The 12,733-nt window shown below is 42.7% G+C and carries 12 protein-coding genes; 4 read left to right on the forward strand and 8 right to left on the reverse strand.

Going from position 1 to position 12,733, the window contains the following annotated elements:
• Positions 1 to 111: 111 nt before the first annotated feature.
• The 3 genes from FTU95_RS05645 (at position 112) to FTU95_RS05655 (ending at position 3,659) form a co-directional block, all read left to right on the forward strand.
• Positions 112 to 642 (forward strand): glycine zipper domain-containing protein, encoded by a 531-nt coding sequence (locus FTU95_RS05645; protein WP_180077811.1) that lies wholly within the window; start codon positions 112 to 114, stop codon positions 640 to 642.
• A gap of 519 nt (positions 643 to 1,161) precedes the next feature.
• Positions 1,162 to 2,211 carry a 3-deoxy-7-phosphoheptulonate synthase gene (locus FTU95_RS05650; protein WP_074382738.1) on the forward strand — a complete coding sequence of 350 codons (1,050 nt, stop codon included), beginning with the start codon at positions 1,162 to 1,164 and terminating at the stop codon, positions 2,209 to 2,211.
• A gap of 251 nt (positions 2,212 to 2,462) precedes the next feature.
• Entirely contained in the window at positions 2,463 to 3,659 is a 1,197-nt protein-coding gene (locus tag FTU95_RS05655; RefSeq protein ID WP_180049338.1) for a PilT/PilU family type 4a pilus ATPase, read from the forward strand.
• 55 nt (positions 3,660 to 3,714) lie between these two features.
• On the opposite strand, the gene FTU95_RS05660 is transcribed toward FTU95_RS05655, so the two are convergent.
• The 5 genes from FTU95_RS05660 to FTU95_RS05680 all read right to left on the reverse strand — a co-directional run bounded on the left by FTU95_RS05660 (position 3,715) and on the right by FTU95_RS05680 (position 9,081).
• Positions 3,715 to 4,899, reverse strand: coding sequence for an MFS transporter (locus FTU95_RS05660; RefSeq protein ID WP_100328583.1), 1,185 nt, complete (start codon positions 4,897 to 4,899; stop codon positions 3,715 to 3,717).
• A 241-nt stretch (positions 4,900 to 5,140) separates the two neighbouring features.
• A complete protein-coding gene (gene gcvH, locus FTU95_RS05665; protein WP_005097000.1) occupies positions 5,141 to 5,515 on the reverse strand; it encodes a glycine cleavage system protein GcvH in 375 nt (124 codons plus the stop codon).
• 83 nt (positions 5,516 to 5,598) lie between these two features.
• Entirely contained in the window at positions 5,599 to 6,627 is a 1,029-nt protein-coding gene (locus FTU95_RS05670) for an AraC family transcriptional regulator (RefSeq protein ID WP_005096998.1), read from the reverse strand.
• A gap of 151 nt (positions 6,628 to 6,778) precedes the next feature.
• Positions 6,779 to 7,228: a MaoC/PaaZ C-terminal domain-containing protein gene (locus FTU95_RS05675; RefSeq protein ID WP_180077813.1), complete on the reverse strand. Its 450-nt coding sequence runs from the start codon at positions 7,226 to 7,228 to the stop codon at positions 6,779 to 6,781.
• Positions 7,228 to 9,081: an ABC transporter ATP-binding protein gene (locus FTU95_RS05680; RefSeq protein ID WP_005096995.1), complete on the reverse strand. Its 1,854-nt coding sequence runs from the start codon at positions 9,079 to 9,081 to the stop codon at positions 7,228 to 7,230. Before FTU95_RS05680 ends, FTU95_RS05675 begins: the two co-directional genes overlap by 1 nt.
• Before the next feature lie 207 nt (positions 9,082 to 9,288).
• Between FTU95_RS05680 and FTU95_RS05685 the strand changes: the two genes are divergently transcribed.
• Positions 9,289 to 9,945: a hypothetical protein gene (locus FTU95_RS05685; protein WP_180049340.1), complete on the forward strand. Its 657-nt coding sequence runs from the start codon at positions 9,289 to 9,291 to the stop codon at positions 9,943 to 9,945.
• A gap of 132 nt (positions 9,946 to 10,077) precedes the next feature.
• Here FTU95_RS05685 and FTU95_RS05690 read toward each other — a convergent pair whose 3' ends face one another.
• The 3 genes from FTU95_RS05690 to FTU95_RS05700 all read right to left on the reverse strand — a co-directional run bounded on the left by FTU95_RS05690 (position 10,078) and on the right by FTU95_RS05700 (position 12,730).
• The gene (locus FTU95_RS05690; RefSeq protein WP_005096993.1) at positions 10,078 to 11,316 is read right to left on the reverse strand and encodes a mechanosensitive ion channel family protein; all 1,239 of its coding nucleotides are present in this window, start codon (positions 11,314 to 11,316) and stop codon (positions 10,078 to 10,080) included.
• Between the two features lie 187 nt (positions 11,317 to 11,503).
• Complete coding sequence (locus FTU95_RS05695) at positions 11,504 to 12,040, reverse strand: DUF2058 domain-containing protein (protein WP_005096992.1); 537 nt, start codon at positions 12,038 to 12,040, stop codon at positions 11,504 to 11,506.
• A 15-nt stretch (positions 12,041 to 12,055) separates the two neighbouring features.
• Positions 12,056 to 12,730, reverse strand: a complete 675-nt coding sequence (locus FTU95_RS05700) for a YoaK family protein (RefSeq protein ID WP_005170772.1) — start codon at positions 12,728 to 12,730, stop codon at positions 12,056 to 12,058.
• Positions 12,731 to 12,733 lie beyond the last annotated feature (3 nt).

The following is a 12,733-nucleotide window of genomic DNA, read 5'->3' on the forward strand; positions in this document are numbered from 1 at the left end:
ATCACTTAAACAACACAAGCCTGCTAATGTCATTACATTCGAGATGCTTATATTAAATAGAGCGTATCAAAATACGTGATTAAACCATTTTAAAAAATAAGGATAAGCGCTATGTCGAATGATAATTTTGATCGTGATGTAATAAAAAACTCTCCTAAAGATGTGCGTGATGATTTAAATGCCGATCCAATTACCGGTGAACCGGGCGCACACCCTGTTGGTACAGGTATAGGCGCTGCAGGTGGCGCAGCGGCAGGTGTAGCCATTGGTGCAGCAGGTGGCCCTGTAGGTGCAGCTGTGGGTGGGGTTGTTGGTGCAGTGGTCGGCGGTCTGGCAGGTAAGGGTGTCGGCGAAGCAATGAACCCAACAGAAGAACAAGCTTATTGGCGTGATAATTCCATTAATACACCATACTATTCAGAGGCTCGTACCACCTATAGCGATCTGGATTATGACCGTGATTATGATACGGCGTATCGGGTCGGTTATGAAAACCGCGGCAGCTATGATGCCAATACCCGTTTTGAAGATGTTGAACCTGAGCTTAGAGTAAAATGGGAACAGATGAAGGGCCAATCGCGTTTAAACTGGGAACAGGCGAAATATGCGGTACGTGATGCCTGGAATCGCGTTACACACTAATTTTTAATCTGTGTATTGAAACAAGTTTGATTGGCAAGACCTATATTAAATTTACAGGTTTTGCCAATTTTATCGATATTCAACACTATTCAGTAAATTGATAAATAAAAGTAGAAAAGTTAATAAATATTTTTTTATATTTAATGCTTGTCAAATGCGCAGAGACCGCGTATTTTAATTTTAGATTCACATTTTATGAAAGACATAACATGTTAAAGCAACCTATCATTTCAAACGCATATTTTTATTTCTGGCAGTTTAGATAATTGCCTGAATGCGTTTGGGCAATGAACAGGTTGCCCACCAGTTTATACCTGATCGGCAACCCTGATCAGGTTTTTTTATGCTTATCATTTTTACAAAACTTTGGAGACAGCCATGACAAACTTTAACTATTCATATTTTAACAACTTTTATTGGTCTTACTTTAGTCAGCTCATGACACTCTCGACCTCGTTAATTAGACCCATAACGCTCAAATAAAAGTTTGGACTGATTGCCAGTCCCAGGATTAAAGTCATGAATACCTTAAATACATCACAACAACATCACGCTGAAACCATTTTAACTTTACCTCAGCAACTGAAACAGCAATTGCCCCTGTCTGCGCAATTGGCTCATCAAGTCGCTGAACAACGTCAAACCATTCAAAATATATTAGAAGGCAAGGATCATCGATTAATGGTGGTTACAGGCCCGTGTTCCATTCATGACGAAGCCTCGGCTTTAGAATATGCAGAAAAATTAAAACAGCTACAAGCTCAGGTGTCTGATCAAATTTTTCTGGTCATGCGTGCTTATATCGAAAAACCACGCACGACCGTGGGCTGGAAAGGTTTTCTTTACGATCCGAACCTCGATGGTTCTTCCAATATGCAATTGGGCCTGGAAAAATCCCGTGCTTTATACCTTAAAATTATTGAAATGGGCTTGCCAATTGCATCTGAAATTTTAAGTCCGATGGCAACTGCTTATTTTGATGATCTACTGGCTTGGGGTGCCATTGGCGCACGCACCAGTGAATCGCAAATTCACCGTGAAATCTCAAGTCACATGCCCTACAGCATCGGTTTCAAAAACGGCACTGACGGTTCAATCCAGATTGCTCTGGATGCAATCCAGTCTGCCTCTCATCCGCATCAATTCCTAGGCATGAGTCAGTCCGGTTTACCCTGTATTTTAAACTCTCAGGGCAATCCTAAAGCACATTTGATTTTACGTGGCTCAAACAGTGGGCCGAATTACCAGTGCTCAGAAATCGAGAAAATCAAAGCGAAACACTCAGCAGAATTGCCAGCACTGGTGATTGACTGTAGTCATGGCAACAGTGCAAAAAATCCAATGCTGCAAGCTAAAGTGCTGGAGCAAATCGTCGCAGAACGCCTGCAGACCAATGTTCGCGGCGTAATGCTGGAAAGTCACTTGGTGGATGGCAACCAGAAAATTTCTGCAGAGATGGTGTATGGTCAATCAGTTACTGATGGATGTCTGGGCTGGGTAAAAACTGAACAGTTGTTGCTTGGCATTGCTCAGCATTTATCGCTTCGCTGTCTAAAACGCAGTGCATAAAGCTTTAAAAGCACTTTCTCTGAACAGGTTTGGTGAAAGTGCATTTTATTTTAGAAGCTTAAAGTGCTTCCCAATAAATTGACTTAACATGAAATACATCACACAAATAAGATGATAAATTTTATAAAATAAATAAAATCTGTTTGTGTCCTCTTATAAATCCCTACACAATTAAAAGACAATATATCCATTTGAATATATAACCTTTTTTTCAATAATTTAATGTCATGGCAGGTTGTTTGGGGATCTTGATGTTTGCAACAGAGCTCTTAGAAGAAGCACGAAAATTCATGCACCACATGCTGACCAAAGTGGTCGAATATGGTGGTTCAGATTTATTTATTACCGCCGACTTTCCACCGAGTATTAAACATCAGGGTTTAATGAAGCCTTTTGGACAGCAAGAACTGACGGCTGAAAAAACCAAGCTGTTTGCCTATAGCCTGATGAATCAAAAGCAGCGCAAGGAATTTGAAACAGAACTGGAGTGCAACTTTGCTATCACTGTGCCGGGTGTTTCGCGTTTTCGGGTTAACGTGTTCCAGCAACAACTGAATGTTGGTATGGTGATTCGTACTATTACCGCAGAAATTCCAAATTTCCAGAAGCTCAAACTTCCTGATTCACTTAAACATGTGATTATGGAGAAACGTGGTCTGGTGCTGGTGGTCGGGGGAACCGGCTCAGGAAAGTCAACCTCGCTCGCGGCGATGATTGACTACCGCAATGAAAATTCAGCCGGGCATATTATTACCGTGGAAGATCCGGTGGAGTATGTACATAAACATAAAAAATCCATGATTACGCATCGTGAAGTCGGTGTGGACTGTCATTCCTGGCACAATGCGCTGAAAAATACCTTGCGTCAGGCACCCGATGTGATTCTGATCGGGGAAATTCGTGATACTGAAACCATGGAACATGCGATTGCTTTTGCCGAAACCGGGCATCTTTGTCTGGGAACTTTGCACTCCAACAATGCCAATCAGACTTTAGACCGGATTATTAACTTCTTCCCGGAAGAACGCCGCAATCAGTTATTGATGGATTTATCCTCGAATATGAAGGCGATTATTTCCCAGCGTCTGATTCGGACGCAGGATGGTAAAGGCCGTCGTGCAGCGATTGAAATCATGTTAAATACACCATTGATTTCCGACCTGATTTTGAAAGGTGAGTTTCATGAGCTGAAAGCGATTATGGCAAAATCCCGTGAATTGGGGATGCAAACCTTTGACCAGGCCTTATTTGAATTGTATAACCAGGGCGAAATTTCTTATGAGGAAGCGTTACGCAATGCCGACTCCACCAATGAATTACGCTTACAGATCAAGCTGAAAAGTAATCGTCAGGATAATGCAGCAGTCGGAGAAAGTACGCAGTTTTCTATGCTACAAGAACCAAAACCTGAAGAAAAATCAGCAGAAAATCAAAATGTAGCTGAATAAAGAGTGTCTTGAAGCACAATCAAAACAGGTAGATTTGAATTCTGCCTGTTTTGGGTTAGCTATTTTTGACTGCTTTAGCCTGAACCACCAGATGAAAATATCCCATACTACTTAGGGTCAAGACAGCACAAATCACAAAAGCAGTTTGATAACTATAAGCGGCAATGATAGCACCGATCAGGACTGAGCCAATGGCAATACCCAGATCATAGCAGGTATAAAAAGTCGAAGTTGCGTAGCCAATCCGGTGTTTTGGTGCACGTTGAATGGCTAAGGTTTGAATGCACGGTTGCACACTACCAAAACCGACTCCGACCAGAACCGCAGCCAGCATAAATCCCCATAAAGTCTGAATCTGGCTCAGTAAAAACAGACCCAGACTAAAAGCCAGCAGTGCCGGATAAATCACGTATTGTGGACCTTTGCGGTCATAAATTTTTCCAGTGATCGGACGCAGGCTCATCATGGAAATTGCAAATATCACAAAGAATAAACCGGCATAGGCCATTAAATCCTTACTGGCTGCAAATGGCGCGATAAAAGACATGATGCTGGCATAAGAAAAGGAAATCAGCATGGCAAGTCCTGCCACAGGCAGTGCTTTCTTTTCGACAAAATCAGTCAGCCCTAGTGATGTTTTCTTGTCGGTGTTGTCGATCATTTTTTCAGGCTCTTTGACCGGAATCAGTAAACAGAAGATAAAGCCGATAAAAACCAAAGCGATCAACAAGGTGCTGACCTGAAAATAAGACCAGTATTCAATTAAACTCAGACCAATTAAAGGCCCCAGGACAATTCCCAGATTGACAGACATGACAAAATAACCCATGCCTTCGCCTTTACGCTGTTCTGGAATAAACTGGTTGACCACCGGCACACAGGCTGTGGTCAGAATACTAAACCAGATGCCATGCAAGAAACGGATGATAAACAGAATCGTGAGCTGATCAGCGAGCAGGTAAGCTAAGGAAAAAAGACTGAAAAATATTTCTGAGACAATTAAAGTTTTGCGTATGCCAAATTTTTCGATAATTAAGCCACTAAAAGGACGTACTGCAATGGCAGAGACCATAAATAAGGTCATGGCCAGACCAGCTTGGGTCAGATTACCACCTAATTCTTTTAAGATATAAATCGGCAAAATTGTGGTTTGCGCAAAATAGAAAATAAATAAAAACAGGTTGTTGGCCAGACACAGTACAAATGACTTGGTCCATAACGGCGCTACAATGGCATTCATGATTATCCTAAAATGATGGGTGATGAGACGCTGGTCTTAGAATGGGGGAATTATTGTTATAAATAAGTGTGGCATATTCAGGAGTGCAGCGCGTCCTGTTCAGTACTTTAGGAAATATACGTGAAAAATACAATAATATTTTAATATGAATATATGTAATTGAAGCCGATTGGGAAAGCTGAACAATATCTATGGCATAAAAAAATCAGCCCGCAGGCTGATTTTCTAAATATAAGCGGGTTTATAGGCCAGCTTCATATGCTGTATTGGAAAGCAGGTGTTCAACATCTGACATATTGTCTGGTTTGATTTTATAGATCCACCCTTTGCCATAGGGATCGTCATTAATAAAATCAGGATCATCTTCAAGATCAGGATTGATTTCAACGACAATACCAGAAACAGGTGCATGAATATCAGACGCAGTTTTGACCGATTCAACTACACCGGCTTGCTGACCCGCAGTGATGTGTGAATCAAGATCTGGTGCTTCTACATAGACCAAATCACCTAATGCATCCTGTGCATGGTCGGAAATACCGGTCACAACAAGATCACCCTCAATGCGTACCCATTCATGCGTACTTGCGTACTTTAATTCTGAAGGATGATTCATTGATAACTCCTTAAAAAATCTTTAGATCATTTTTGACATGTTTTATACATTCTTTTTGGCCAAAACAAAAGGCTTATGACCCTTTATAAATAAGGATCTTTGCGCCAGTTGCTCGGGCTGCGACCACTCCAGCGTTTAAATGCCCGGCTAAAATTGGCGACATCACTATAACCAAGTTCATCAGCAATCTGTTCCAAGCTAAAGTCGGTCCGGGACAATAACGACGTCGCATGCCGGTAGCGTACTTCATCGACCAGCGTAGAAAAAGAGGTACCTTCAGCCGCCAGCTGGCGTTTTAGGGTGCGGTCGGACATATGCAGACGATCTGCCACACTTTCAATACTCAGATAATGCTGCTCGGAATGGGTTAGAATATCACGAACCCGCATCGCAATCCGGTGTCGCTCGCCCAAGGCCGAGAGTTCAGTTTCACACTGGTTAATTGCAATCTGGCTGGCAATCGGATCGGCATGCACCAGCTTGTTCATCAGGTAGCTCTTATCAAAACTCAAGATCAAATGCGGCTGTTCAAAGCGAAACTGATGATGTGGAAATTTGGCCATAAAGCGTTCAAAGCCTTCCGGTTTTTTGAAATCAAAATCGATTTCTCCAGCGGCATAATCAATTCCGGTAATGGCCTTGGCCATACTGATCATGCCAAAAATCAGTGCAATCGAGATTTCGGTGCGTAAGGGTTCCAGCTGAATATCGGTTTGCAACTGGACTGTAGCCTTGGCACCAAAGGTCGAAAAGAATAGCTGTAAAAAGGGCATACGCAGCTGGATGAAACGGTTGGCCAGTACTAATGCATCGGTAATATCCTTGGCCGTCATGATTGCATAGCCAATAAAACCATGAATAGAAATCCGCATCTGGGTACCCAGATGATAACCAAGTGTCGGTTCACCGCTCAGCTTGAGGGCATGTTTGACCAGTTCATTGGCCACAGGTGTCGGGATGCGAAAATCAGGATCCGCCAGCTGCTCCGTACTCAGGCCAAAGGACTTGAACAACGATTCGTCATTATATCCCCAGCGGGAAATGACATCGAGCAGCAAAAGAGCGTATACACCTGGAATTCCCTGATCTTGGCGTGGAGCAATTGTTTTCATGCGCGATCCGTTGCACTCACTTAAATTTTTTTATTTATGGTCTGATATTGGCATGAAACTGCCATTTTTTTCATTAAAATTGTTGGACAAAGTTTTGGCTATTGCCACAATCATTGTGGCAGATTAGTCTGAATTTTGCCTAAAAATCAATTTAAACCGGAGAAAATCCTCGTTTAAATACCACAATTTTAGTGGTTGAACTAAAAATCATTTTATGATGCTGGTCAAATGCCTGCGTCTGGTAGCTAACGATCCCACGGTCAGTTTTGCTTCTGGAGGGCTGAATATCCATGATTTCGACTTCGACGTGAATCTCATCCCCGGGGCGGGTCGGACAAGGCCAACGCAGATGCGACTCTGAACCAATGAGCCCATAAGCCACAGGAAAACATTCAGTCCACAAGCGCATAACCACTGCCGCAGTATGCCAACCACTGGCGGCAATTCCCTGAAATACCGGATGGGCTGCAGCTTGCTGTTCATCAGTATGAAAGGCTTGTGGGTCATAAGCCCGGGCAAAATTTTGAATTTCTTCCAGTCCCATATGATATTTACGGCTGCTAAAGCGGTCAGCGATGTTCAAATCTTCCAAATACAGCATTATTCACGATCCTTCGTTGCTTTGATCTGTTGTTGTATCAGTAATCCGCCCGTTTGACGCTGCCAAAGCTGGGCGTAGATTCCATTTAATGCTACCAGTTCATCATGGGTACCTTGCTCGGCAATTTTGCCTTGATCCATTACAATCAGGCGATCCATCTGGGCAATTGTCGATAAACGATGCGCAATGGCAATTACGGTTTTGCCTTGCATCAGATCATCGAGGCTGTTTTGAATGGCCGCTTCGACTTCAGAATCCAGCGCACTGGTGGCTTCATCCAGAATCAAAATGGGTGCATCTTTTAGAAATACCCGTGCGATTGCAACACGTTGACGTTGACCACCAGAAAGTTTTACACCACGCTCACCGACATAAGCCTCATAGCCTCTTTTGCCGCGTAAGTCGGTCAGATGAGGAATAAACTCTTCTGCTTTGGCTTTACGTACCGCTTCATACATCTCTTGATCGGTTGCATCAGGACGACCATATTTGATGTTCTCTGCAACGGTACGATGCAGCAGCGAAGTGTCTTGAGTCACTAAAGCAATGTTCTTACGCAAACTGTCCTGCGTCACATCTTCAATGTTCTGCCCATCGATTAAAATACGACCTTGGTCAAGATGATAAAAATGCAGCAATAACTGAATCAGGGTCGATTTACCTGCGCCTGAACGTCCCACAATCCCGATTTTTTCACCCGGGCGAATGGTCAGGTTAAACTGGTCAATGACATTTTTATCATTATAGGCAAAGCTGACATTGTCGAATTTAATTTCACCATGCTGAAGCTGTAGCTCTTTGGCATTGGGTTTATCTTCAATGGCAATCTTGCGGCCTAAAGTTTTCATACCATCCTGAATGGTCCCGACATTTTCAAACAGGGCAGAGGTCTGCCACATCATAAACTCGGCAATACTGTTCAGTTTGAGTATCATGGCCGTGGTGGCTGCAATAATGCCCAATTCGGCCTGTCCTTCCATCCATAGCCAGATGGCCGTACCCAACACACCGCCATAGAGAATAATGCTCAGAAATAAAATACTGATTTCATACTGAGCCCCCAGACGCATCTGTTTGTAAACCGTGACCATAAATTCCTGCATGGAGGTTTTAGCATACTGGCTTTCTCGACCAGCATGGGCAAACAGCTTGACAGTCTGGATATTGGTATAGGCATCGGTGACACGGCCGGTCATGACGGCACGCGCATCGGCCTGTGACTTGGAAATCTTGCTTAAACGCGGAATAAAGTACCAGGCCGCACAGATAAATAGCAGTAGCCACACCATCAAAGGGATAACTAAATAGGGAGAAATATTGCCTAAAACGATATTGATGGTGACGAAATAAATCAGCACATAGGCCAGCATATCTCCCAAAATGACCCAGAATTCCCGGATGGCCAGCGCCGTTTGCATGACTTTGGCAGATAAACGTCCGGCAAAATCATTATGGAAAAAATCCAGACTTTGTTTCATCAGTAAATTATGAAAACGCCAGCGTAACCGCATCGGAAAGTTGCTATACAAAATCTGGTGCTTGATCAGGGATTGGGCACTGGCAAAGAAAATATTGGCCAGCAGGATAATGCTCAGCAAGGTTAGGTTGCTGGCATGTTGTTCCAGAAAAGTATCTGGCTGGCTTTTGCTGAGCCAATTTACCAGATCGCCAATTTTTGAGTAGAGTAAGGCTTCAAAGCTGGCAGCACCGGCCGTACACAGCACCAGAATCAGCAAATAACGGCGCACACCGTAGGCTGCCTGCCAGACAAATGGAAAAAACTTGGTCGGTAAAGGTTGATTCAGGTTTTTGGTGGGATAGGGATCAACCAGTCTTTCAAGCCATCGAAACATTATCGTACTCTTATCATGCATTTTGCTTTGTAGTGATTATAAAGGATTGAATTTTTTTAAGCCTAGGATTAGATGAAATAGCCACAAAATTATTATCCAAATCAGACTTTACTTTTCATGCCAGATACGTAATTCTAAATCCATAATTATATTAAAGTTTAAACCATTTTTCCTCATAAAAAGAATCAAAAACGAGAGAGCTTAAAGATGAGTATTTGGGTAGTGGCCAGCCGTAAACGAGGCTCAGGAAAAACCACGATTGCGATGTATATCAATGAGTTATTACGTGGGCAAGGCGCGACCTTGCTAATTGATGCCAATCTGGAACCGTATGGTTATGAATGGGCAAATCTGAAAAATAAACAATTTTCTTTCGAGCATCTGGATATCTTAAAACAAGATGGTCGTAGTCTGGATCATCGTCTGGAACTACTGAAACAGCAGTTCGCCTATATTATTGTTGATATTGACGGGCAGGATACATCTGCCTTGCGTTCAGTCCTGAAACATGCAGATAAGCTGATTATTCCCAGTTCCATCAATCCAGAAGATATTCAACTTGAAACCGAACTGGTGCAATTGGCGATTGGGATCGCACAATATAATACTCAATTAAAAATTTATACGGTATTGAATAAGATTCCTGAACAGCAGCAACTTGCAGAAATGAAACAGACACAGCACCTGCTCAAGCATATGCCCGGTGCACAGTTTCTGAACACGGTGATTTATGAGCATCAAAGCTATCATCATTTATTACTAAACGGCGAAAGGATCTGTGAAGAGCAGTTTGACTCAGAACATGATTTTTATAAAATGCTACAAGAACTGATGCAGCCGCAAGCGTCTGTAATCTCAGCCTGAGCATCTCAATATCCAATCTAATATTTGTTTAAGTTGTCGTTTTTTATATTTTTATTTAATTAGACCAATTAAAAAGCCTGAAACTGTAGCCAGTTTCAGGCTTTTATTTTATTTGAAGATTGTCGCAGCTTTTCAGGAAACGCTAAAAGATTCCTTGAGGTCGAAACCTGAAGGTGCCTGATACACTTTTAGGCCAAATTCAGGAATAATCGCCAACAGGTGATCCAGAATATCCGACTGGATATTTTCATACTCGACCCAGACCGTGGTATTGGTAAATGCATAAATTTCCAGAGGCAAACCTTCACTGGTCGGTTGTAACTGACGAACCATCAGCGAGTGATTTTTACTAATTCCCGGATGCTGTTGCAGATAAAACTCCACATAGGCACGGAAAGTCCCCAGATTGGTCAGACGGCGCTGGTTATATTGCGAATGATGGCTGAGCTGCAAGTTAAATTGCTGCAGTTCTTCAGTTTTGGTATTTAGATATTGATCCAGCAGAATAAATTCTTTCAGCTTGTTCTGTTCCTCAGCTGACATGAAATGCACGCTGCTCTGATCGACATGAATGGAACGTTTAATCCGGCGCGCACCGGCTTCCTGCATGCCACGCCAGTTTTTAAAGGTATCCGTCACCAGTTTATTGGTCGGAATGGTGGTGACTGTTTTATCAAAGTTCTGCACGGTAATAGTGTGTAATGACATATCAATGACATCGCCGTCCGCATTTAAAGATGGCATTTCAATCCAGTCACCAATACGCACCATGTCATAAGAGGAAATCTGTACCGAAGCCACCAGCGATAGGATGGTATTTTGGAACACCAGCATCAGTACCGCAGCCATGGCACCAAAACCGGCCAGCAAGGTAAAGACATCTTTCTTGAGGAAAGTCCCCAGAATCATCAAACCACAAACGATGAAGATGATCAGCTTGACCAGTTGCAAATAGCCTTTAATCGGCTTGTTACGCGATTTCGGATTGCGCTGATAAATCAGGTTAAAAATATTCAGCAATTCGCCAATCGCCAGGGCAATGGTCAGGAAGATAAAGGCCTGCGCACCCATCTGGATAAAGGTCTCGACCTTGTCTGATAAATGCGGAACGGTGGTAATTCCATTCATAATCACAATGGCCGGCACAATATTGGCAATACGGCGGATCACGCTATGCTCAGCAATGATTTCATTATGCGCAAAAGGCATTTTGGAAATCAGTTTACGAATTCCGCGAACAACGACTTGTTTGGCAAATAAATTTGCAATAATTGCCAGTAAAATCACAATGCTCAATGAAGAGAGCATTTCTAGCCAGGGATATTGATCTGCCCACACTTGTATATTCTGGACAAGCTTAAACTGTTCCAACTTATCTTTTCTCACACTGTTAAAATTGTGAAAGAGTTTATAGCTTTAAGCTGAGTTTTTTAATTTTAATTAAACTTTTAATACATATCTTTGGAAAGTGTTTACCTGAAATAGCTTTTAGACTGTGATCTGATATAAAAAAACCGGCCTAAGCCGGTTTAGTATGATATCAAATACTAATAATAACTTACCACATCAGGTCATCCGGAATGACATAGGCTGCATACGGATCTTCTTCATCGGTAATTTGTTCATTTTTCTCTGAATTATTCACAATGATAAAGCCTTGCATCTTGGCATTAATACGATCTCCCAAAGCCTTAGGCAAGAACACATAACTGTCATTTTCACGTGCAATCACCAGACTGCCTGCCACCAGTGCATTATAGATCTGCTGGTTCAGGTAAACCTTCTTGATCTTGCTGTCATCAATAAACTGATACACCGCATCACCATCCGTATCGCGGATTTTGTGCTGGTTAATCATCTGGATGATCGCGGCTTTCAGTTCTTTTTCCTGTAAGGCCGCTTTTTTCTCTAACTCGATGGCTTGGTCTTTGGCCAGTTTCTGCTGCTTGTCTTGCTCAATTTTCGCCTTGATTTCAGCCTCGGTGCTATCACCGGTGCGTTTTTCATGCACAGCCTGTTTAGACAGTTTTTTGGCTTTTTTATTATCGACCAAACCTGCCTTTAACAATTGTGCCTGCAATGCATTTTTAACCATGAGAATGTCCAGAAATTAATCGTGTTGATGTCGATAACGTAAATAAATCACCCAGTAAATCAGACTGAGCATCAGGCTCAGCCCTGCCGGGATCAGGAATGCATTTAATTTTAAATAAGGATAAAGCCAGCTGGCAAGAATACCACCGCTTAAAAAACCGAGCAAAATAAGTAAATGTAAAACGACTCGGCGTGGTTCTACATCTAAGCCGCGTAAACGGTAACCCATGGCCAAGCCAAGGTCGGTCAGTACACCAGATAAATGCGTGGTGCGAATAATGGCACCTTTATAATGGCTGACCATGGCATTTTGCAGACCCATCGCGACACAGGCCCATAACAGGGCATAGCGCGGGAAATAGGGCAATAATAACCAGCAGATCAGAATAAAAAAAGCCACCAGGCTTAAAGGGTAACCATAAAGTCGTCCCAAGCGAAAGTGACTATTTCCTAGAATCAGCCCGCTATACAGAGAACCAATGACATAGCAGAGTGTGACCAGAAGCAGATATAGCATCATGTCTGGCTGCCAGTCCAGCAGCGCCATGGCCAGCATACTGACATTACCGGTCATATGTGAAACAGACTGGTGTAATACCGTCACCAGACCCAGGACGTTAATCATGCCGGCATTCACCGCAAGAAAGAACGCCCCTAATTGTATCCAGGTAGGTAAACGCTGTAATGGCATAAC

The organism is Acinetobacter sp. YH12208 (assembly GCF_013418055.1).
Lineage (GTDB): Bacteria > Pseudomonadota > Gammaproteobacteria > Pseudomonadales > Moraxellaceae > Acinetobacter > Acinetobacter pseudolwoffii.

Coding starts and splice junctions, on each gene's coding strand:
- FTU95_RS05680 (WP_005096995.1), bottom strand. CDS start 9,081: ATGTTTCGATGGCTTGAAAGACTGGTTGATCCCTATCCCACCAAAAAC.
- FTU95_RS05675 (WP_180077813.1), bottom strand. CDS start 7,228: ATGCTGTATTTGGAAGATTTGAACATCGCTGACCGCTTTAGCAGCCGT.
- FTU95_RS05645 (WP_180077811.1), top strand. CDS start 112: ATGTCGAATGATAATTTTGATCGTGATGTAATAAAAAACTCTCCTAAA.
- FTU95_RS05670 (WP_005096998.1), bottom strand. CDS start 6,627: ATGAAAACAATTGCTCCACGCCAAGATCAGGGAATTCCAGGTGTATAC.
- FTU95_RS05700 (WP_005170772.1), bottom strand. CDS start 12,730: ATGCCATTACAGCGTTTACCTACCTGGATACAATTAGGGGCGTTCTTT.
- FTU95_RS05655 (WP_180049338.1), top strand. CDS start 2,463: ATGTTTGCAACAGAGCTCTTAGAAGAAGCACGAAAATTCATGCACCAC.
- gcvH (WP_005097000.1), bottom strand. CDS start 5,515: ATGAATCATCCTTCAGAATTAAAGTACGCAAGTACGCATGAATGGGTA.
- FTU95_RS05695 (WP_005096992.1), bottom strand. CDS start 12,040: ATGGTTAAAAATGCATTGCAGGCACAATTGTTAAAGGCAGGTTTGGTC.
- FTU95_RS05685 (WP_180049340.1), top strand. CDS start 9,289: ATGAGTATTTGGGTAGTGGCCAGCCGTAAACGAGGCTCAGGAAAAACC.
- FTU95_RS05650 (WP_074382738.1), top strand. CDS start 1,162: ATGAATACCTTAAATACATCACAACAACATCACGCTGAAACCATTTTA.
- FTU95_RS05660 (WP_100328583.1), bottom strand. CDS start 4,899: ATGAATGCCATTGTAGCGCCGTTATGGACCAAGTCATTTGTACTGTGT.